Origin of the sequence: Streptomyces sp. NPDC091387 (genome assembly GCF_044756945.1) — a bacterium.
GTDB lineage: Bacteria > Actinomycetota > Actinomycetes > Streptomycetales > Streptomycetaceae > Streptomyces.
In genome coordinates this window covers 511,555-530,478 of the sequence record NZ_JBIVTZ010000002.1, presented here as the reverse complement: position 1 = coordinate 530,478, position 18,924 = coordinate 511,555, and the positions used below count along the sequence as shown (strand labels likewise).

Sequence of the window (18,924 nt, the reverse complement as noted above, 5' to 3'; positions counted from 1 at the left end):
TTCCACCAGCCGGAATATTCCGCAGCTAAACAAACCGATAGGATCCGCCTCATGCGCCGTTCCAAAATCGTCTGCACCCTCGGTCCCGCCGTCGACTCCCATGAGCAGCTCGTCGCTCTGATCGAGGCCGGCATGAGCGTGGCCCGATTCAACTTCAGTCACGGTTCCCACGCGGAGCACCAGGGTCGTTACGACCGGGTCCGCAAGGCCGCCGCCGAGACCGGCCGGGCGGTCGGCGTCCTCGCCGACCTCCAGGGCCCGAAGATCCGCCTGGCGAAGTTCGCCGAGGGCCCTGTCGAACTGGTCCGCGGGGACGAGTTCGTCATCACCGCCGAGGACGTCCCCGGGGACAAGTCGATCTGCGGCACCACCTACAAGGGCCTGCCCGGAGACGTCGCCAAGGGCGACCCGATCCTGATCAACGACGGCAACGTCGAGCTGAAGGTCGTCTCCGTGGACGGCCCCCGGGTCCACACCATCGTCATCGAGGGCGGGGTGATCTCCGACCACAAGGGGATCAACCTCCCGGGTGCCGCGGTCAACGTCCCGGCCCTGTCCGAGAAGGACATCGACGACCTCCGCTTCGCCCTGAAGATGGGCTGCGACCTGGTCGCGCTCTCCTTCGTCCGGGACGCCGGTGACGTCAAGGACGTCCACAAGATCATGGACGAGGAGGGCCGCCGGGTCCCCGTCATCGCCAAGGTCGAGAAGCCGCAGGCCGTCGAGAACATGGAGGGCGTCGTCATGGCGTTCGACGGTGTGATGGTCGCCCGTGGCGACCTCGCCGTCGAGTACCCGCTGGAGAAGGTCCCGATGGTGCAGAAGCGCCTGGTGGAGCTCTGCCGCCGGAACGCCAAGCCGGTGATCGTGGCGACCCAGATGATGGAGTCGATGATCACCAACTCCCGTCCGACCCGCGCGGAGGCGTCCGACGTCGCCAACGCGATCCTGGACGGCGCGGACGCGGTCATGCTCTCGGCGGAGTCCTCCGTGGGCGCGTACCCGATCGAGACGGTCAAGACGATGTCGAAGATCGTCGTCGCCGCCGAGGAGGAGCTGCTCTCCAAGGGCCTCCAGCCGCTGGTGCCGGGCAAGAAGCCCCGCACCCAGGGCGGCTCCGTGGCCCGCGCGGCCTGCGAGATCGCGGACTTCCTGGACGGCGCGGCCCTGGTCGCGTTCACCCAGTCCGGCGACACCGCCCGCCGCCTCTCCCGCTACCGCGCGGCCCAGCCGATCCTGGCCTTCACCACGGACGAGGCCACCCGCAACCAGCTGGCCCTCAGCTGGGGCGTCGAGGCCCACGTGGTCCCGCACGTGGACACCACGGACGCGATGGTCGACCTGGTGGACGCGGAGCTGCTGAAGCTGGACCGCTACAACGCCGGCGACACGATGGTCATCACGGCCGGCTCGCCTCCCGGCGTCCCGGGCACGACCAACATGGTGCGCGTGCACCACGTGGGCGGCCAGGGCCGCGACTGACCGCACAGCGGTCCCGTACACGGCATGAGGGCGGTGCCCCGGTTCCTGGGAACCGGGGCACCGCCCTCATGTCGTGCGTCACAGGACTAGCCGTTGCCGCCCGTGAAGTAGTTCTGGAGTCCCGGCACCGTCAGCGTGCCGCCGAACTGGCCGGCCTGTGTCACCTTCACGTGGGTGAAGAAGGCGAACGGCACGTTCAGCGGGGGCGGGGTCTCGGGGCTGAACGTGATCGGGATGAGGCCGAAGAGGTTGCCCTTCAGCTCCTCCGTGTACATCGTCACCGTGCCGTCGCGGATGGTGGAGGTGGACCCCTTCCGCGCCTTCACATGACCGGTGACGCCCGACTGCGGGCCGACCGTCAGCTGGTGGAGGTCCTTGATGTCGACCGAGGAGGCGGTGAACTTCAGCACCTTCTTCGTGCTGCCGTCGCCCTTCTCCACCTCCACGATGCCCTTGTAGTCGAGTCCGCTCAGGGTGAGCAGCGAACTCTCCAGGATCCACGGGTCGTTCGGGAGCCGGGGGATGCCCTGCTCCAGATCGGCCGCGGCCAGTGCCTCCGGGTCGGCGGTCGGGCACGGGAAGGAGGGCTTGGCGCCGTCCGGGATGTCCTCGTCCTTCTTGGGGTCGAGTCCCTTGACGTCCTTGTCCAGCTCCTCGACCGGCTTGCCGGCCTTGCCCGCCGCCTCGCGGATGGCGTCGGTGGTCTTGTCGACCGTGTCCTTCGCGGCGTCCGTGGCCTTCTCGACGGGCTTGTCGGCCTTGTCCGTCTCCGCCTTGCCGGTGGCGCTCGCGGACGGCTTCGGGGACGCGGTGGTGGTGCTCGGGGACGGACTGGCCGTCTCCTTGTCCGGTCCGTCGAAGAGGTCCTTGAGGGCGTCGCCCAGCCCCAGCGGGTCGAGCGGGTTCTTCGACTTGGTGGGCGAAGGGGTCGCGCTCGGCTTCGCGGCCTCGGCGTCGGTGCTCTTCTTCGCCGAACCGGTCGCCTTGTCGGTCCCCTTGTCGCCCGAGGTGCTCGCCGACGGGCTGGACGAGGGCTTCGGGGTGGCCCCGTCGCTCTTGTCCGGCGTGGCCTTGTCGCTCGCGGTGGCGGACGGGGACGGGGAGGGCGACTTCGTCGCGGACGCGGAGGGCGACGGCGACTCGCTCGGCTCGTCGGAGCGGGTCACACAGGGGCCCGGCGCGAAGGGGATGTCCGTGTTGTCGTCGGCCATCGCCAGCTTCGGAGTGAGCCCCATGCCGACGAACACCGCGGTCGGCATCGCGGCGAGCGCGAACGCCTTCCTGCCCGCGGGCATGTGGAGCTTCGTCAGCAGTGACCTCTTGGGGGCGGCGTGGCGGGGCCCTCTTCGCTCCTGGAGCCCGCTCGCGCCCGCGGTGTCCGCCTGATTGTCGTCACCCCGCACGATGGCTCCCGCCGTCGACCTCGACTGTCGTGTCGTACTTCGCCTGCTCCTGCTGGGGAACGGCGCTCCCGTAGAGCTCGCCCCCGGAGTGTTCGGCGGTCTGCTCGTCCTTCGTGAACGAGAGGCCGTCCGGCGCCGTTTCGGCGGGAACTCCCGCTTCGGGCGCCGCCTCGGCCACCGGCTCACCAGGAGCCCAGGAGAGGGAGAGCGCGCCGCCGAGCAGGGCGAAGAGGAAGCCGATCAGGAAGCCGCCGATGTTGGCGACGGGGATCGAGATCAGCGCGAGGAGGATCGCCGCGACGCCCGCGAACACCCGGACGATGCTGTGGAACCACATCGTCAGGCCCAGCGTGATGAGCAGGACTCCGATGATGAGCGACCCGGCGCCCGCGGTGGTGGACATGGCCAGCGTCACGTTGCCGAGGTGCATGTTCGCGTACGGGAAGTACGCGATGGGTACTCCGCCCAGCATGGTGAACAGACCCGCCCAGAACGGCCGGTTACCCCGCCAGGTGCGGAACGTCCGCCGGAAGACGCTGAGGTAGTGCTCGTTCTGCCCTTGGGATTCGGGGCTCATGGAAAACAGCTCCCTGGAACCAGTACTGCCGTGAGAAAGAGAAGGGTGGGTGGCCGGAAGGCGATGCGTCCCCCGGCCACCCTGGCGGGTGCCTAGTGGTAGCACTCCGTGTCTGTGCCCTTGTTCAGGCGCAGCTTCAGACCGCTGAGGTTGAAGGTGCCGGCCGTCGTGGCCCACGCCTTCTGCTTGACGCCGGTCAGCACGGCCTCCTCGGCGCGCTGGGAGAACCCGTTGGGGTTGGCCTGGGTGCCGGGCTGGATGCCCGTGCCCTTGTCCGTGCGCGGCAGCGAACCCGCGGCCACACCGATGTCGATGTTCTTGAACTTGGCGTCGGCGTCGAGCTGCGACACATCGAGGTAGAGGCCCTCGGCGTAGACAGGATCGTGGCCCTTGCCACCCGCCTCCAGCCTCATGGTGACGGTGCCGAGGCCAAACGGCAGGTTGGGTGTGGCGACCGACTGGCACATGTTCGTGATGGTGGCCTTGCTGAAGCCCGACACCGCCACGGCGTGCCCCCCGCCCGGGAGCTTGGGGTCGGAGCCGCGTTCGGCGGCCACGTTGCCGTACTGCACGAAGTCGTAGCCGTGGAGCTCATCGGCCGTGACCTTGAAGTCCTGCCCGGACACGCTGAACGACGCGGCGAGCGCGCCCTGTGCCAGACCCACACCCACCGCGGCGGTGGCTATGACGCTCGGCACCATGACGACAGCGAAACGCTTCCATCTCGTGCCACCGCGAACCTGGGAACTCATACTTTTCCTCCTTCTCGGACGTACATCTCCGGTCTGGCATCCTGCCCGACCCGGGATGGGAGAAGTGCTACGTCCTCGGAAAGGAGAGCGCCCGCGAACGGGACGTGAACCGCGCCCGAATCACCGGCGATCACCCCCGAGCGACAACCACTGGCCACGCGTTTCGCGCAACCTCTTCGGACAGGCCCTGCGAGTCAGCAGGAACCCCCCTGTCCGGAGCCGGCACCACTGCCGCCGGCCCACCCGGTGGGGACCCAATGGAGCCGCCGGCACCGACTGGCAGCCGGGCTGGCGGTATTGGACCGAGCGTGGCCGATCGTGGTCCATTCGCGGCCGTGACACAAGGGGGTTCGTTACTCACTGGTAACGGCGCGATAACCCGCCCGCGACCGGGCGGTACCGGGCGGCCACACAGGGTTGCCCAGGACCCGCAGACGAATCACGGCATTGACGAGCGAAATCGGACAGATCCCAGTGAGTGATTTACTCGGAGTAACAGCCCGTGCTTTTATCAAGATTTGGTAAAGCGAGGGCCTCTCTTATCGCCCCGACGCGAAAAAGGCCGCGACTCCGGGGAGGAGTCGCGGCCGTGTTGTCAGATCAGAACAAGACGCGCGCGAGGGCGGTGCGTGCGGCGCCGACCCGGGGATCATCGGGGCCGATCACCTCGAAGAGCTCCAGCAGCCGCACCCGTACCCGGTCGCGGTCGTCACCGAAAGTCCGGCGGACCGTCTCGACGAGACGCCAGAACGCGTCCTCGACATGACCGCCCACCAGATCCAGGTCGGCCGCGGCGAGCTGGGCCGGCACATCGGCCGGGTTCTCGGCGGCGTCCTTGCGGACCTGCTGCGGGTCCGTCTTCTGGACCCGGGCCAGGAGCTCCGCCTGGGCGAGGCCGAGCTTGGCCTCGCTGTTGGCAGGCTCGTCGGAGAGGACGTTCTTGTACGCCTGGACGGCGCCCGCGAAGTCATTGGCGTCCAGCGCCTGCGCGGCCGCCTCCAGCAGGGCGTCGTACGGGCCGACAGGCACCGGGGCGGGCTCCTGCGCGGCCGCGTCGGGAGCCGCCGCGTCCTGGTCGACGACGATGCCGGTGAGTCCGAACCGCTCCTCGCCGACCTGGATCAGCTGATCCAGGGTCTGCCGGATCTGGGATTCGGGGGCCGCACCCTGGAAGAGCGGGAGCGCCTGGCCGGCGACGACCGCGAAGACCGCCGGGATGCCCTGGATCCCGAACTGCTGCATCAGCATCTGGTTGGCGTCGACATCGACCTTGGCCAGCACGAAGCGGCCGCTGTACTCATGGGCCAGCCGCTCCAGGAGCGGCCCCAACTGCTTGCACGGCTCACACCACTCGGCCCAGAAGTCGATGACGACGGGGACTTCGGCCGAGCGCTGCAGGACGTCGCTCTCGAAGCCCGCCTCATCGACGTCGAACACGAGGGAGGAAGCGGGTGCGGCGGCGGGGCCACCCTGCCGGGCGGACTCGGCGCGGGCCTGCTCCGCCTTCACCTTGGCCTCACCGGCCGCCTTCACCGCGGCGAGGTCGACGACGCCGCTCATGGACATGTTCCTAGGCTGCATACGTACATCCTCCCCCCTTGGCACACCGATCCGGAAAGCGATACGTGAACCGCGCCCGTCCGAGTCCCCCGCCGGTGTGCGAGGTGTACGGACTGACACGGTCCGAGGGCCCCTGAAAGACCCGGTTCGGCACCCGGTCCCCACCCGGTGCCTGTGGCTGTCGTTCGCCCGTGGCGCCACAACGGCGGACCGTTGTTCTTACGCTACGACCCGTAGCGTAACTGGCCACCACCCCTGCTGCACAGGAGTACCCGGTGATCTGTCTCACGGTGAACGGGGCAGGTCGGCGCTAGCTACTGACGGGTATGGTCGCGTCATGCTGAGCCGCAGCCACCCCAAACCCCTACGAACGGGACGTCCGCGCAGTGTCGCGGCCGATGAGGCGATCCTTGAGGCGACCAGAGCCTCGCTGGTCGATCTCGGCTGGTCGAAGCTGACGATGGGCGACGTGGCGACGCGGGCCGGGGTCGCCAAGACGACGCTGTACCGGCGCTGGGCGGGCAAGAACGAACTGGTCGTGGACGCGGTCGCGGTTCTCTTCGACGAACTGGAGCTGCCGGACCTGGGCAGCCTGTTCGCCGATGTGCAGGCGGTGGTACTCCAGTTCGCCGCGCTTCTGGAGCGGCCGGAGACCCAGACCGCGCTGATGGCGGTGGTCGCGGAGTCGACCCGGGACGAGGCGCTGCGGACCCGGATCCGTGACTCGATCGTGGACCGGCAGAAGCGGCTGGTACTCCGTGGCCGCCAACGGGCGCAGGACCGGGGCGAGTTGCCGGTGGAGCAGGACGAGGTCACGGCCGCCCTGACGGCGGACCTGGTCTTCGACGTGATCGCCGGCGCGGTGGTGCACCGGGTGCTGGTGAGCGCCGAGCCCGTCGATGCCGACTGGGCCCGGCGCTTCACGCTGCTACTCCTGGCGGGGCTGGGCGCGGCCGCCGGACAGTAGCCCGCGGGCTACTTCTGCCAGGCGCAACTGCCCAGCGTGGCCTTGTCCGCGGAGACCAGACGGTCCGCCCGCTTCGGCGTCATCAGCTTGGTGCGGTCGTTGTGGCAGACGACGGTGCGGTCACCCTGTCCGGCCAGGTCCACCAGGATCTGGTCCCAGTGGCGGTACTGGACGTCATGGCCGGAGTCGGCGTATGTACGGACCACCGGGGTGACCGGCAGCGCCTTGCGCCAGGTGGCGAGGCTGGCCGGCGGGACGGTGGTGTCCTTGTCGCCGCCGTACAGGTAGACGGGCGCCTTCAGCTTCGACAGGTCGGGGCCGGGGCGCTCGCAGTAGAGCTTCTGCTCGTGCACCTGCGGGGCCGGATCGGACTTCTGGCCGCGCTGGTTGTACGTGCGGGCACCCTCCTCGTACGCGGTGTCGGCGAAGCCCGGGATGGACTTGACGGCACTGTCGTCGGGGAACGCCCACCAGGAGCGCGGGTCGGCGATCGAGTCCTTGACCGCGTCGGCGAGCGCGTCGTCGCTCAGACCGCAGTACGCGGCCTTCTCACCGTACGGCGGGAGCGCGGCGGCCAGGTGGAGGGCCTTGACGCGGCCGGGGGCGCGGGCGGCGAGCTCGGCGGCGTACGGTCCGCCGCCGGAGATCGCGATCACCGAGACCTTCTTGACGCCGAGCCGGTCCAGGACCTCCAGGGCGTCCTTGGCGAAGTCGGCCTTGCCGAGGGAGGGGTCGTACTCCGTGTCGCCGAAGCCGTTGCGCTCCACGGAGATCAGCCGGAGGCCGAACGACTCCCGGGTGGAGCGGAAGAAGTCCGTCATGTGCGCGGCGCGCGCGCTCGTTCCCGTGCCGCCGATGTAGAGGACCGGGGTACCGCCCCGGCGCCCCTCGTCGATGTAGTGCGCGGTCCGGCCGTCGGACAGCTTCGCCGCCTTCACGTCCGGGCCGAGCGAGTCGAAGGTGTCCTGCACCCTCGGCTTCGCCGCCGGTGCGGCGCTGACCGCCGTCGAACCGCTGACCAGCAGCGTTCCGAGTACGGCGAGTGCGGCGCCCGCGGCCGCTGTCATTCTCCCGGACAGTCTCACTGTGTTCCTCCAGAGGCGTGACGAGTATCGCGGCTGCGCCTACCCGAGCCCCTGGAGGTGACACCTGTAACTGCCAACTGTCTGTCAGAAGCCGGGCGGCTCCGTGTAGGTGCCCCACTCCTCGCGCAGCACCCCGCAGATCTCACCGAGGGTCGCCTCCGCCCGTACGGCGTCGAGCATCGGGGCGATCATGTTGGAGCCGTCGCGGGCGGCGGCCAGCATCGCGTCCAGCGCGGCACCCACCCGGGCGTCGTCGCGGCCGGCCTTGCGGCCGGCCAGCTCGCTGACCTGGTCGCGCTCGACCTCGTGGCTGACCCGCAGGATCTCCAGGTCCCCGGTCACCGAGCCGTGGTGGACGTTGACGCCGACGACCCGCTTGTCGCCCTTCTCCAGCGACTGCTGGTAGCGGAAGGCGGACTCGGCGATCTCGCCGGTGAACCAGCCGTCCTCGATGCCGCGCAGGATGCCGGAGGTCATCGGGCCGATCGGGTGCTGCCCGTCCGGGTGGGCCCGGGTGCCGCGCTCCCTGATCTGCTCGAAGATCTTCTCGGCGTCCGCCTCGATCCGGTCGGTGAGCTGCTCCACGTACCAGGAACCGCCCAGCGGGTCGGCCACATTGGCGACGCCGGTCTCCTCCATCAGCACCTGCTGGGTGCGCAGGGCGATCTCCGCGGCCTGCTCGGAGGGGAGGGCGAGGGTCTCGTCGAGGGCGTTGGTGTGCAGGGAGTTGGTGCCGCCGAGGACTGCGGACAGGGCCTCGACCGCGGTCCGTACGACGTTGTTGTACGGCTGCTGGGCGGTGAGGGAGACACCGGCGGTCTGCGTGTGGAAGCGGAGCCACTGCGCCTTGTCGGTCTTCGCGCCGTACGTCTCCTTCATCCAGCGGGCCCAGATCCGCCGGGCCGCGCGGAACTTGGCGATCTCCTCGAAGAAGTCGAGGTGCGCGTCGAAGAAGAACGAGAGGCCGGGCGCGAAGGTGTCGACGTCCATCCCACGGGAGAGGCCGAGCTCCACGTAGCCGAAGCCGTCGGCGAGGGTGTACGCCAGCTCCTGCGCGGCCGTCGCTCCGGCCTCGCGGATGTGGTAACCGGAGACGGAGAGCGGCTTGTAGGCGGGGATGTCGCGGGCGCAGTGCTCCATCAGGTCGCCGATGAGACGCAGATGGGGCTCGGGCTGGAAGAGCCACTCCTTCTGCGCGATGTACTCCTTGAAGATGTCGGTCTGGAGCGTGCCGTTGAGCACGGCGGGGTCGATGCCCTGGCGCTCGGCGGCGACCAGGTACATGCAGAAGACGGGCACGGCGGGGCCGCTGATCGTCATCGACGTCGTGACGTCACCGAGCGGGATGTCCCTGAAGAGGACCTCCATGTCGGCGGCGGAGTCGATGGCCACGCCGCAGTGGCCGACCTCGCCGAGCGCGCGGGGGTCGTCCGAGTCGCGCCCCATCAGGGTCGGCATGTCGAAGGCGACGCTCAGTCCGCCGCCGCCCGCGGCCAGGATCATCTTGTAGCGCTCGTTGGTCTGCTCGGCGTTGCCGAAGCCGGCGAACTGGCGGATCGTCCAGGTGCGGCCGCGGTAGCCGGTCGGGTGGAGCCCGCGCGTGAAGGGGTACTCGCCGGGCCAGCCGATCCGCTCGAAGCCCTCGTACGCGTCCCCGGGACGGGGGCCGTACGCGGGCTCGACCTGGTCCCCGGAGAGCGTGGTGAAGTCCGCGTCACGCTTGCGGGCCTTGTCGTAACGAGCCTGCCAGCGTTGGCGGCCTTCCTCGATCGCGTCAGCGTCCATGGTGACGAATTTACTAGGACGTCCTAGTAAATGTCGATGGCAAACCGCCCGGTGCTTTGCACGGGGCGGTGGGGACCGGGCTTCGGTCAGGCCTTCGCGGGGACCGGGACGGCGTCCGTGAGCAGCGGCTCGACCTCGCGGACGACCTTGCGCTCGACGAAGAACGCGGCCGTCGGGATCGTGCCGGCGATCAGCACCCAGAGCAGCTTGCCCATCGGCCACTTCGCCTTGGAGCCGAGGTCGAAGGCGAAGATCAGGTAGATGATGTAGAGCACGCCGTGGACCTGCGAGACGACGAGCGTCAGGCCCTCGCCGGTGTCGAAGCCGTACTTGAAGATCATGCAGGTGCAGAGCACCAGCAACATGACGGCGGTGACGTAAGCCATCACCCGGTACCGGGTCAGCACGCTGCGTTTCATGCCATCGAGCCTAACCGGACACCCGGGGCGATCTTGCAGCGGGCCGGGGCCCGGAACCCGGTCTCTCAGTTCTCCTCGAAGTCCTGGGCCGCGATGCGCAGCGGCCGCAGCAGCGCGAAGATCTCGCCGCACTCCTCGGCGTCGTACGTCCCGAGCCCGAACTCCATCGCGACCAGGTCCTCGGTGGCCGCCTCGACGACCTCGCGGCCCTTGTCCGTGATGGAGGCGAGCGTGCCGCGGCCGTCGTTCGGGTTGGGGCGCTTGTCGACCAGGCCGGAGCGCACCAGCCGGTCCACGGTGTTCGTGACGGAGGTGGGGTGGACCATCAGCCGCTCGCCGATCTTGGACATCGGCAGCTCGCCGGCCTTGGAGAAGGTGAGCAGGACCAGCGCCTCGTACCGGGCGAAGGTCAGCCCGTACGGTTTGACCACCGCGTCGACCTCGGCGAGCAGGATCTGTTGCGCACGCATGATCGAGGTGATGGCGCCCATGGAGGGCACCGGACCCCAGCGCTGCTGCCAGAGTTCGTCGGCGCGGGCGATGGGATCGAAGGGGAGACTGAGCGGCTTGGGCACGGCATCGACCTTACCCACTGGTCATATGCTGGTCCGCCCCGTCTCGAACTTCGGTCCGAATACGGTGAGCGGGTGCGGTTCCGCGGACCTCCGCCACGAGCAGCAGCAGGCACAGAGTGCCCAGGACACCGGCCCCGGCGACCACCCGGTGCACCGGGAAGAACTCCGCGGCCAGGCCCGCCAGGGCCATGCCCACGCCCTGGAGCGTCATCAGTCCGGCGGTGAGCAGGGTCATGGCCCGGCCGCGCAGCTCGTCCGGGACGGCTTCGACGAACCACTGGTCGAGCCCGATGATGTACGCCGAACCCGCGCCGGCCAGCACCAGCGCGGCCGCGATCGGCACGATGCCGGGGCTGAACCCGTACAGCAGGAAGGGCAGCAGCCCCACCGCCGCGACCGGCAGCACGAGCCGGGAGCGGGTGCGCGGGCTCAGCACCGCGCCCACGTACAGCTCGGCGGCGATCTGGCCGACCGGCATCGCGCACATCAGCAGCCCGAGCGCGACGGTGCCCGCGCCGATCTCCTCTGCGTACGGGGCGGCCAGCGCCTCCGGGGCGACGACGAACACCGGGGGCAGCCAGAACAGCAGCAGCAGCGCGCGGATCCGGCGGTTGCCGAGGACGAGGCGGGCCCCGGAGAGCGACTCCCTGAGCAGGGTGCCGCCCTGACCGCCGCCGGTCCGGGCGGGGCGGTCCCGGGTGCCCAGGCGCAGGAGGGCCGCGGAGCAGAGGAAGGTGACGACGGTGACCGTGATCGCGCCGCGCGGCGAGACCACCGCCAGCAGCAGCCCGCCCACGCCGAAGCCCGCGAGCAGCGCGCTCTGGGAGACGATCCGCAGGAGCGAACGGCCCAGCACGTACAGGTCGTCCTCGCCGAGGATGTCGGCGAGCGCGGCCATCCTCGTGCCGGTGAAGACGGGCGACACCGCGGCCACCAGACAGCGCAGCACGAGCAGTCCCGCCACGGGGGTGCCCGGCAGCACCATCACGGCGACGCAGCCCGCGCAGATCAGGTCGCAGGTGACCAGGACCCGGCGGGCGGGGTAGCGGTCGGCGATCCCGCTGAAGAGGGTGCCGCCGACGAGGTACGGCAACATGCCGAGCGCGAAGGTGAGGGCGCTGAGCAGCGGCGAGGCGGTGAGGTCGTACACGAGGACGGTGAGCGCCAGTTCGCTGACCACCACACCGAGCAGCGAGAGCAGATGCGCGGCGAAGACGGCCCGGAACTCGCGGACGGCGAAGACGGCGCGGTAGCCGCGGGACGCTTCCCCGGCGGGTACGGAAGGGGGCGCGGCGGGTGCCGCGGTGGCCCGGAGCGCGGGCGGTCCGCTCGGGTCGGGGGGACCGACGCGCTCCGGGTGCGGTGCCGGGAGAGGGGCCGCCCCGGTGCGGGTGGGGCTCGCGGGGCGCGGGACGGGCGGCCGCGCCCGGTGCGGGAGCGGCCGTTCGTGGGGTGTGTCCGGCGCGTCGCGGGGTCCGCCCGCCAGGGGATCGTTGTCTCTCGGCATGGGCGCAGCCTGCGGGAGGACGGCACCCGCTCCGTAGACTTTCGGCCCACACCGAATCTTCCGAGGCCCGCGTATGCCGTTCCATCTGCATTTCGACGAGAGCGATCTGCTCCGCTGCCGGTTCGCGCTCTCCCCGCTCGGGGAGACCCAGGCCGCCGTGCGGGTGCTGGCCGCGCCGGAGCGGCAGGGCTACCACCTGCCGTGGCTGCGCCGGATCCGGCACGAGGCCGCCGGGCTCGACCTCGGGCCGCTGTGGCTGCTGATGAACGAGCGCGGTCACAGCCCGGACTTCTTCTGCCCGCCGCCACTGGGGCCCCTCGCCTCGTTCGAGGAGGAGATCGCGGGGGTGCGGGCGGTCGATCCCCAGCTGGCCCGGGAGGACATGGCCTGGGCGCTGTCCGACCGGCCCGGAGCGCTGGACTCCCCCGCCGGACAGGCGCTGCTGACCGATCCCGCGCGGGCCGTGCGGGAGCTGGCCGATCTGCTGGAGCAGGTCTGGCGGATGCTGATCGAGCCGCACTGGCCGCGGCTGCGGGCCCTGCTGGAGGCGGACGTGGCGTACCACTCGCGGCGGCTCGCCGCGGTCGGCTTCGAGCGGCTGCTGGGTGAGCTGAGCCCGCAGCTGAGCTGGTCGGAGTCGACGCTCACCATCTCGCGCACGTCCGGCCGGCACTCCCGGGTGCTCGGCGGGCAGGGCCTCGTGCTGATGCCCAGCGTCTTCGCCTGGCCGAACGTGGTCGGCGGGTTCGAGCCGCCCTGGCTGCCCGCGGTCATCTATCCGGCGCGCGGCATCGGCGGGCTCTGGACGGAGCCGGCCGACAGCACGCCGGAGGTGCTCGCGCGGCTGCTCGGCCGGGCCCGCGCCGACGTCCTGTGCGCGCTGGACGAGCCGGCGGGCACCGGCGTGCTCGCCCACCGGCTCGGCCTCGCTCCTTCCTCCGTGTCGGAGCATCTGTCGGTGCTGCGGGCCGCGGGGCTGCTGACGTCGCGCAGGTACGGCCACCAGGTGCTGTACGAGCGGACGCCCCTCGGGATCGCCCTGGCGGTGCCCCAGGACCAGCCGGCCCGATGACGGGAGCCGAGCGGCCAGGGGTCACGGGACCGGGCCCGGAGCGGCGGCAGGTTACCCAACCTGCCGCTCGCCCAGAAGTGCCCGGCGTCAGCCGGCCAGGTGGCGCTCGACCGTCTCGACCTTGGAGGTGAGACCGTCGGTCACCCCGGGGCGGATGTCGGCCTTCAGGACGAGGGAGACCCGCCCGGCCCGCGCCTCGACGGCCTCGACGGCGCGCTTGACGACGTCCATGACCTCGTCCCACTCCCCCTCGATGGAGGTGAACATGGCGTCCGTGCGGTTGGGCAGTCCGGACTCGCGGACGACGCGTACGGCGTCGGCGACGTACTCACCGACGTCCTCGCCGACACCCAGCGGACTGACGGAGAAGGCGACGATCATGCGCTGACCGTACCTTCCCGGCGGGCGCGGGCGGCGATGACACCGTCGGCCTCGTAGCGCTTCAGCACCTTGTCGCCGTACAGCCCGCCGAACGGCAGGACGCAGAGCAGGAAGAAGAACGCGACGCGCTTGAACGGCCACTTGGTCTTGGACCAGACGTCCAGCAGCAGCACGACGTAGATCACGAAGAGCACGCCGTGCAGCATGCCGAGCGGCATCATCAGGAAGTCGATGTCCGAGACCCGGCTCAGGACGGAGCCGAAGAGGATCAGCGCCGGGAACGAGAGCGCCTCGGGAATCGAGATGAGGCGCAGCCGGTGCAGGGCGGTAGCGGTCTTGATGTCCACGGGGGCACCTTCGGTGGGAGGACGGTGACAGCTTGTGAACGCAGGCACAAGCGCCACCATTGTGGCACCGGCAGCCGCCCGGCAGCGTGGCGGGGGCCGTTTCGCGCCTTTCCGGCACTTCTTGTCCTCCAATCACCGGACGGCGTCGTTTTCCGGCGGCTACCGTCACACCGTGGCAATGTTCCGACTCCAAGGCAGCAAGACGCTCGCCGTCGACCTGACCGGCGACGCCGTCAAGGCGAAGAACGGTTCGATGGTCGCGTACGACGGCCGGATGGCGTTCAAGAAGATGACCGGCGGCGGCGAGGGGCTGCGCGGCATGGTGACCCGCCGGCTGACCGGCGAGCAGATGGCCGTGATGGAGGTGAAGGGGGAGGGCACCTGCTTCTTCGCCGACCGCGCGAGCGAGATCAGCCTCGTCTCGCTGCGCGGCGAGAAGCTGTACGTCGAGGCGAGCAATCTGCTCTGCACCGACGCCGGGCTGCGCACCGGCACGACCTTCACCGGGCTGCGCGGCGGCGCGACGGGCAACGGCCTGTTCACCACCACCGTCGAGGGCACCGGCCAGGCGGCGATCATGTCGGACGGCTCGGCGGTGGTCCTGCGGGTCTCCGCCCAGTACCCGCTCTTCGTCGACCCGGGCGCCTACATCGCCCACCAGGGCAACCTCCAGCAGCACTTCCAGTCCGGGGTGAACTTCCGGACGCTGATGGGCGAGGGATCGGGCGAGTCCTTCCAGATCCGCTTCGAGGGCGAGGGACTCGTCTACGTCCAGCCCAGCGAGCGGAACACGATCGGGGGCGATGTCTGATGCCGTTCCGCGAGATCAACTCGAAGATGGTCGAGGCGACAGTGCTCCCCGGCCAGAAGATGTTCAGCCAGCGCGGCGCGATGCTGGCCTACCGCGGCGAGGTGTCGTTCACCCCGAACATCCAGGGCGGCCAGGGCGGGGTGATGTCGATGATCGGCCGCCGGATGGCGAACGAGGCGACGCCGCTGATGACGGTCGAGGGGAGCGGCACCGTGATGTTCGGTCACGGCGGCCACCACATCCAGGTGATCAACCTCGCCGGGGACACCCTCTATGTGGAGGCCGACCGGCTGCTCGCCTTCGACGGCTCACTCCAGCAGGGCACGATGTTCATGGGCTCGCAGGGCGGGGTGATGGGCATGGTGCGCGGCCAGGTCAGCGGACAGGGCCTGTTCACCACGACGCTCAAGGGACACGGCGCGGTGGCGGTGATGGCGCACGGCGGGGTGATCGAGCTGCCGATCACCCCGGGCCGCGAGGTGCATGTGGACCCGCAGGCCTACGTCGCCCACCACGGCGACGTGCGCAACAAGCTCTCCACCGCGCTCGGCTGGCGCGAGATGGTGGGACGCGGCTCCGGCGAGGGGTTCCAGCTGGAGCTCAGCGGCAGTGGTGCGGTGTACGTCCAGGCGTCGGAGGAGAAGCTGTGAGCGCGCCCGTGGTCTTCGATCCGATGACGCTGCCGTCGGACGACAACGTCAACTCGTACACCTTCTGTGTGGAGCTCAAGGGGAGCCAGTGGTTCCTGCAGAAGGGCAAGATGATCGCCTACTACGGGCGGATCGAGTTCAACGGCATCGGGCACGGCCGCTTCGAGCGGCTGGTGCGCACGAGCTTCCACTCGCCGCTCCACGCGAGCGACTGGGTGGTGGCCGAGGGCAGCGGGAAGATGCTGCTCGCGGACCGGGCCTTCGACGTGAACTCGTACGACCTGGAGGACGGGAACCTGACGATCCGCTCCGGCAATCTGCTGGCCTACCAGCCGACACTGGCGCTGAAGCAGTCCATCGTGCCGGGGTTCCTGACACTGATCGGCACCGGGAAGTTCGTCGCGGCGTCCAACGGCCCGGTGGTCTTCATGGAGCCGCCGCTGCGGGTCGACCCGCAGGCGCTGGTGGGCTGGGCGGACTGCCCCTCGCCGTGCCACCACTACGACCACGGGTACATGGCGGGCGTACTGGGCGGACTGCGCGCGTTCACCGGGATCGGGGGCGCCTCGGGAGAGGAGCACCAGTTCGAGTTCGTGGGCGCGGGTACGGTGCTGCTCCAGTCCACCGAGGTGCTGATGGCCGAGCAGCCGACGGGGGCGACACCGCAGCAGGCGGGGGTTCCGGGCGGCGGTGGTCAACCTGGGTCCACCCCCCGCACCCCCGGTCGACCTGGGGACCTCCAGCGGCGCTTCGGGTTGTGAACGGTACTCTGCGCAGTGTGACGCCGACCGTCAGCACCCGGCTCGTGAGCGCGTGCCGGGCGTCACATCAACTGACTTCGTCCGGATTTCAACTTCTTAGGTAGAATCCATATATGGAGACCGAGACGGCCACTCGCTGGCTGAGCAATGCGGAGCAGTGCGCCTGGCGCACCCATCTGGATGTCAGCAGGCTGCTGATGCACCAGCTGGAGAAGGATCTCCAGCCGTTCGGCCTGACCAACAACGACTACGAGATTCTCGTCAACCTCTCGGAGTCCGAGGACCAGCGCCTGCGGATGAGTGACCTCGCCACCGCCACTCTGCAGTCCAAGAGCAGGCTCTCGCACCAGATCACCCGCATGGAGAGCGCGGGCCTGGTCCGCCGGGAGAACTGCGAGTCCGACCGGCGCGGACTGTACGCGGTCCTCACCGAGGCAGGCGCGGAGACGATGCGGAAGGTGGCACCGCACCATGTGGCATCGGTGCGCAAGCACTTCATGGACCTGTTGACCCCGGAGGCGCTGGAGCAACTGCACGCGGCCCTCGCCCCGGTCGCCGACCATCTGCGCGCACGCCGCGTCTGACCGAGATCCGGAACACCGGGGGCGGCGCTCAGCGGGAGCCCGGCAGCCATAGCTCGAACCGGGCGCCGCGCTCCCCCGCACCGGCCGCGGTCAGCCGGCCCCCGTGCCGCCCGGCCACATCACGGGCGATGGCGAGGCCCAGACCGGCCCCGCCGTCGTCGCGGGCGCGGGCGTCGTCCAGCCGCACGAAGCGCTCGAAGATCCGCTCGCGCTCCGCCTCCGGCACCCCGGCCCCGTCGTCCGTGACCACCACGGCCACCCCACCGCGTTCCGCGCGCACCTCGACGGCCACCGAACTCTCCGCGTGCCGCTCGGCGTTGTCCAGCAGGTTGCCGATCACCCGGACCAGCTGCCCGCGTGAGCCGGTCACTTCCAGCCCGCCGGGCTCCGGCACGGACACCGTCACCGGGATCCGGTCGCCGACGCGCTGCGAGACCTCCTCCCGCACCAGTGCGCCGAGGTCCAGCCGCGCGTTCCCCGGCCGCTCCCCCGCGTCCAGCCGGGCCAGCAGCAGCAGATCGGCGGCCAGCACCTGGAGCCGTACGGTGTCCGCGACCGCGCCCGCCACGTCCAGCAGCTCCGGGTGCGCGGCGCCGACCTCCAGCTGGGTGCGGAGCGAGGCGATCGGGGAGCGCAGTTCGTGCGAGGCGTCCGCGACGAACCGCCGCTGACGGTCGACGGAGGCCTCCAGGGCGGTGAGCGTCTCGTTGGTGGTGCGGGCCAGCCGGGCGATCTCGTCGCGTGAGGCGGGCTCCGGCACCCGCCTGCTCAGATCCTCCGACGCGGTGATCGCCGCCATCTCGCGCCGGATGCCCTCGACCGGGCGGAGCGCCCGCCGGGTCACCAGCCAGGTCACCCCGGCGACGACGAGCAGCACGACGGGCAGCCCGGCCAGCATCGCACCGCGCACGCTCGCGACGGCCCGCTGCTCTGCGGCGAGCGGGGCACCGGCGTGGACGGTCAGGGTCAGCCCGGCGGAGTTCGTCGCCTCCACGGAGGCGAACCGGTACGCGGCGCGGTCGCCGTCGACGGTGGCGGTGCCGTTGCTGAAGTGCGGTTCGTCGGTGGAGACCTCGCCGCGTCCGGGGTCGGCGCTCGCGGCGTCGTCATCGTCATCGTCATCGTCGCGGCCCCGGTCGTCGTCGCCCTTCTCCGGGGCGGCGGGCGAGGGCTGCGGGGTGACCCGGTCCGTGCCGGTGCCGGAGATCGCCTCCAGGTCCTCGGAGACGGCGACCACCCGCCCGTCCTCGTCGGTCACCTGAACCGGATGGTCCTCCCCGTCGCCCGTCTCCAGCTTGTCGTACGGCACGTCGAGGGCCAGCTGCCCGGCGGTCTCGCGGGCCGCCACCTCGGCCTGCAGGCCCGCCTGGTCGGTGAGGTTGGCGCGCAGGACGAGCAGGACGGCCAGCCCGGCGGCGACGACCGCGAGGGCGACCACCACCGTGGCACCGAGCGCCGCCCTGGCCCGTACCGATCTCACAGCGCCTCCAGCCGGTAGCCGGCGCCGCGCACCGTACGGATGGCGGCCGCGCCGAGCTTGCGGCGCAGCGTGCTCACGTACACCTCGACGATGTTCGGGTCGCCGTCGTAGGCGAAGTCCCAGACGTGCTCCAGGATCTCCGCCTTGCTGACCACCTGCCCTGCGCGCAGCGCGAGCTGTTCGAGCACGGCGAACTCCTTGGCGGTGAGGGCGACCTCGTCCTCGCCGAGATGGACCCGGCGGGCGGCGGTGTCCATCCGCAGGGAGCCGACGGTGACCACCGGGGAGGCGGAACCACCGCGCCGGCGCAGCAGCGCGCGGACCCGGGCCACCAGCACCACGTAGCTGAACGGCTTGGTCAGATAGTCGTCGGCGCCGGTGTCGAGGCCCTCCGCCTCGTCGTACTCCCCGTCCTTCGCCGTCAGCATCAGGATGGGCACCTCGTGGCCGGCGGCGCGCAGCGCGGCGCAGACCCGGTAGCCGTTCATCCCCGGCAGCATGATGTCGAGGACGACCAGGTCGTACGCGCCCTCGGAGGCACGGTGCAGCCCTTCGAGCCCGTCGTGCACGACGTCCACGGCGAATCCCTCGGCGGTGAGCCCCCGGGCCAGGGAGATCGCCAGCCGCTTCTCGTCCTCCACGATCAACAGGCGCATGTGCACAGCCTCGCAAACAGAAGCTGAAGACGGCTTCAGGTGGCTTCAGGCTGCGTTCAGCATCCCCCCG

At 70.4% G+C, this 18,924-nt stretch carries 20 protein-coding genes; 7 read left to right on the top strand and 13 right to left on the bottom strand.

Going from position 1 to position 18,924, the window contains the following annotated elements; genetic code table 11:
* Nucleotides 1-51 precede the first annotated feature (51 nt).
* Nucleotides 52-1,482, top strand: coding sequence for a pyruvate kinase (gene pyk / locus ACIQM0_RS06655; RefSeq protein WP_401284058.1), 1,431 nt, complete (start codon nt 52-54; stop codon nt 1,480-1,482).
* A gap of 86 nt (nt 1,483-1,568) precedes the next feature.
* On the opposite strand, the gene ACIQM0_RS06650 is transcribed toward pyk, so the two are convergent.
* The 4 genes from ACIQM0_RS06650 to ACIQM0_RS06635 all read right to left on the bottom strand — a co-directional run bounded on the left by ACIQM0_RS06650 (nt 1,569) and on the right by ACIQM0_RS06635 (nt 5,795).
* Nucleotides 1,569-2,885: a hypothetical protein gene (locus ACIQM0_RS06650; RefSeq protein WP_401284056.1), complete on the bottom strand. Its 1,317-nt coding sequence runs from the start codon at nt 2,883-2,885 to the stop codon at nt 1,569-1,571.
* Nucleotides 2,875-3,462 (bottom strand): DUF6114 domain-containing protein, encoded by a 588-nt coding sequence (locus tag ACIQM0_RS06645; RefSeq protein WP_401284054.1) that lies wholly within the window; start codon nt 3,460-3,462, stop codon nt 2,875-2,877. The genes ACIQM0_RS06650 and ACIQM0_RS06645 overlap by 11 nt, the downstream gene beginning before the upstream one ends.
* Before the next feature lie 92 nt (nt 3,463-3,554).
* Nucleotides 3,555-4,214: a DUF6230 family protein gene (locus tag ACIQM0_RS06640; protein ID WP_306086939.1), complete on the bottom strand. Its 660-nt coding sequence runs from the start codon at nt 4,212-4,214 to the stop codon at nt 3,555-3,557.
* Between the two features lie 600 nt (nt 4,215-4,814).
* Nucleotides 4,815-5,795 (bottom strand): tetratricopeptide repeat protein, encoded by a 981-nt coding sequence (locus tag ACIQM0_RS06635; protein WP_401284052.1) that lies wholly within the window; start codon nt 5,793-5,795, stop codon nt 4,815-4,817.
* Between the two features lie 316 nt (nt 5,796-6,111).
* On the opposite strand from ACIQM0_RS06635, the gene ACIQM0_RS06630 reads away from it, so the two are divergent.
* Nucleotides 6,112-6,741, top strand: a complete 630-nt coding sequence (locus tag ACIQM0_RS06630) for a TetR/AcrR family transcriptional regulator (RefSeq protein ID WP_401284050.1) — start codon at nt 6,112-6,114, stop codon at nt 6,739-6,741.
* An 8-nt stretch (nt 6,742-6,749) separates the two neighbouring features.
* On the opposite strand, the gene ACIQM0_RS06625 is transcribed toward ACIQM0_RS06630, so the two are convergent.
* The 5 genes from ACIQM0_RS06625 to ACIQM0_RS06605 form a co-directional block, all read right to left on the bottom strand.
* The gene (locus ACIQM0_RS06625) at nt 6,750-7,808 is read right to left on the bottom strand and encodes an alpha/beta hydrolase (protein WP_363026920.1); all 1,059 of its coding nucleotides are present in this window, start codon (nt 7,806-7,808) and stop codon (nt 6,750-6,752) included.
* A gap of 102 nt (nt 7,809-7,910) precedes the next feature.
* Nucleotides 7,911-9,611, bottom strand: coding sequence for a methylmalonyl-CoA mutase (locus ACIQM0_RS06620; protein WP_401284048.1), 1,701 nt, complete (start codon nt 9,609-9,611; stop codon nt 7,911-7,913).
* An 86-nt stretch (nt 9,612-9,697) separates the two neighbouring features.
* Nucleotides 9,698-10,030 (bottom strand): DUF3817 domain-containing protein, encoded by a 333-nt coding sequence (locus ACIQM0_RS06615; RefSeq protein ID WP_363067410.1) that lies wholly within the window; start codon nt 10,028-10,030, stop codon nt 9,698-9,700.
* 65 nt (nt 10,031-10,095) lie between these two features.
* Entirely contained in the window at nt 10,096-10,605 is a 510-nt protein-coding gene (locus tag ACIQM0_RS06610) for a MarR family winged helix-turn-helix transcriptional regulator (protein ID WP_401284046.1), read from the bottom strand.
* A gap of 10 nt (nt 10,606-10,615) precedes the next feature.
* Nucleotides 10,616-12,112 carry an MFS transporter gene (locus ACIQM0_RS06605; RefSeq protein ID WP_401284045.1) on the bottom strand — a complete coding sequence of 499 codons (1,497 nt, stop codon included), beginning with the start codon at nt 12,110-12,112 and terminating at the stop codon, nt 10,616-10,618.
* Nucleotides 12,113-12,185: 73 nt separating this feature from the next.
* On the opposite strand from ACIQM0_RS06605, the gene ACIQM0_RS06600 reads away from it, so the two are divergent.
* Nucleotides 12,186-13,184 carry a DUF5937 family protein gene (locus ACIQM0_RS06600; RefSeq protein WP_401284043.1) on the top strand — a complete coding sequence of 333 codons (999 nt, stop codon included), beginning with the start codon at nt 12,186-12,188 and terminating at the stop codon, nt 13,182-13,184.
* An 87-nt stretch (nt 13,185-13,271) separates the two neighbouring features.
* Here the strand turns inward: ACIQM0_RS06600 and ACIQM0_RS06595 are convergent, their stop codons facing one another.
* Nucleotides 13,272-13,565 (bottom strand): MTH1187 family thiamine-binding protein, encoded by a 294-nt coding sequence (locus ACIQM0_RS06595; protein ID WP_385039701.1) that lies wholly within the window; start codon nt 13,563-13,565, stop codon nt 13,272-13,274.
* Nucleotides 13,562-13,912, bottom strand: a complete 351-nt coding sequence (locus tag ACIQM0_RS06590; RefSeq protein WP_363026941.1) for a DUF3817 domain-containing protein — start codon at nt 13,910-13,912, stop codon at nt 13,562-13,564. The genes ACIQM0_RS06595 and ACIQM0_RS06590 overlap by 4 nt, the downstream gene beginning before the upstream one ends.
* Before the next feature lie 178 nt (nt 13,913-14,090).
* On the opposite strand from ACIQM0_RS06590, the gene ACIQM0_RS06585 reads away from it, so the two are divergent.
* The 4 genes from ACIQM0_RS06585 to ACIQM0_RS06570 all read left to right on the top strand — a co-directional run bounded on the left by ACIQM0_RS06585 (nt 14,091) and on the right by ACIQM0_RS06570 (nt 16,718).
* Entirely contained in the window at nt 14,091-14,723 is a 633-nt protein-coding gene (locus ACIQM0_RS06585) for an AIM24 family protein (RefSeq protein ID WP_363026987.1), read from the top strand.
* Nucleotides 14,723-15,373 (top strand): AIM24 family protein, encoded by a 651-nt coding sequence (locus tag ACIQM0_RS06580; RefSeq protein WP_363026942.1) that lies wholly within the window; start codon nt 14,723-14,725, stop codon nt 15,371-15,373. Before ACIQM0_RS06585 ends, ACIQM0_RS06580 begins: the two co-directional genes overlap by 1 nt.
* Nucleotides 15,370-16,134, top strand: coding sequence for an AIM24 family protein (locus ACIQM0_RS06575; protein WP_363026943.1), 765 nt, complete (start codon nt 15,370-15,372; stop codon nt 16,132-16,134). The genes ACIQM0_RS06580 and ACIQM0_RS06575 overlap by 4 nt, the downstream gene beginning before the upstream one ends.
* 113 nt (nt 16,135-16,247) lie before the next feature.
* The gene (locus ACIQM0_RS06570) at nt 16,248-16,718 is read left to right on the top strand and encodes a MarR family transcriptional regulator (RefSeq protein ID WP_363026944.1); all 471 of its coding nucleotides are present in this window, start codon (nt 16,248-16,250) and stop codon (nt 16,716-16,718) included.
* A gap of 28 nt (nt 16,719-16,746) precedes the next feature.
* On the opposite strand, the gene ACIQM0_RS06565 is transcribed toward ACIQM0_RS06570, so the two are convergent.
* Together ACIQM0_RS06565 and ACIQM0_RS06560 are read right to left on the bottom strand one after the other, a co-directional pair.
* Entirely contained in the window at nt 16,747-18,198 is a 1,452-nt protein-coding gene (locus ACIQM0_RS06565; protein WP_401284039.1) for a sensor histidine kinase, read from the bottom strand.
* Entirely contained in the window at nt 18,195-18,854 is a 660-nt protein-coding gene (locus ACIQM0_RS06560) for a response regulator transcription factor (protein ID WP_385039713.1), read from the bottom strand. The genes ACIQM0_RS06565 and ACIQM0_RS06560 overlap by 4 nt, the downstream gene beginning before the upstream one ends.
* Nucleotides 18,855-18,924 lie beyond the last annotated feature (70 nt).

Coding starts and splice junctions, on each gene's coding strand:
- pyk (WP_401284058.1), top strand. CDS start 52: ATGCGCCGTTCCAAAATCGTCTGCACCCTCGGTCCCGCCGTCGACTCC.
- ACIQM0_RS06645 (WP_401284054.1), bottom strand. CDS start 3,462: ATGAGCCCCGAATCCCAAGGGCAGAACGAGCACTACCTCAGCGTCTTC.
- ACIQM0_RS06640 (WP_306086939.1), bottom strand. CDS start 4,214: ATGAGTTCCCAGGTTCGCGGTGGCACGAGATGGAAGCGTTTCGCTGTC.
- ACIQM0_RS06635 (WP_401284052.1), bottom strand. CDS start 5,795: ATGCAGCCTAGGAACATGTCCATGAGCGGCGTCGTCGACCTCGCCGCG.
- ACIQM0_RS06630 (WP_401284050.1), top strand. CDS start 6,112: ATGCTGAGCCGCAGCCACCCCAAACCCCTACGAACGGGACGTCCGCGC.
- ACIQM0_RS06625 (WP_363026920.1), bottom strand. CDS start 7,808: ATGACAGCGGCCGCGGGCGCCGCACTCGCCGTACTCGGAACGCTGCTG.
- ACIQM0_RS06620 (WP_401284048.1), bottom strand. CDS start 9,611: ATGGACGCTGACGCGATCGAGGAAGGCCGCCAACGCTGGCAGGCTCGT.
- ACIQM0_RS06615 (WP_363067410.1), bottom strand. CDS start 10,030: ATGAAACGCAGCGTGCTGACCCGGTACCGGGTGATGGCTTACGTCACC.
- ACIQM0_RS06605 (WP_401284045.1), bottom strand. CDS start 12,112: ATGCCGAGAGACAACGATCCCCTGGCGGGCGGACCCCGCGACGCGCCG.
- ACIQM0_RS06600 (WP_401284043.1), top strand. CDS start 12,186: ATGCCGTTCCATCTGCATTTCGACGAGAGCGATCTGCTCCGCTGCCGG.
- ACIQM0_RS06595 (WP_385039701.1), bottom strand. CDS start 13,565: ATGATCGTCGCCTTCTCCGTCAGTCCGCTGGGTGTCGGCGAGGACGTC.
- ACIQM0_RS06585 (WP_363026987.1), top strand. CDS start 14,091: ATGTTCCGACTCCAAGGCAGCAAGACGCTCGCCGTCGACCTGACCGGC.
- ACIQM0_RS06580 (WP_363026942.1), top strand. CDS start 14,723: ATGCCGTTCCGCGAGATCAACTCGAAGATGGTCGAGGCGACAGTGCTC.
- ACIQM0_RS06570 (WP_363026944.1), top strand. CDS start 16,248: ATGGAGACCGAGACGGCCACTCGCTGGCTGAGCAATGCGGAGCAGTGC.
- ACIQM0_RS06560 (WP_385039713.1), bottom strand. CDS start 18,854: ATGCGCCTGTTGATCGTGGAGGACGAGAAGCGGCTGGCGATCTCCCTG.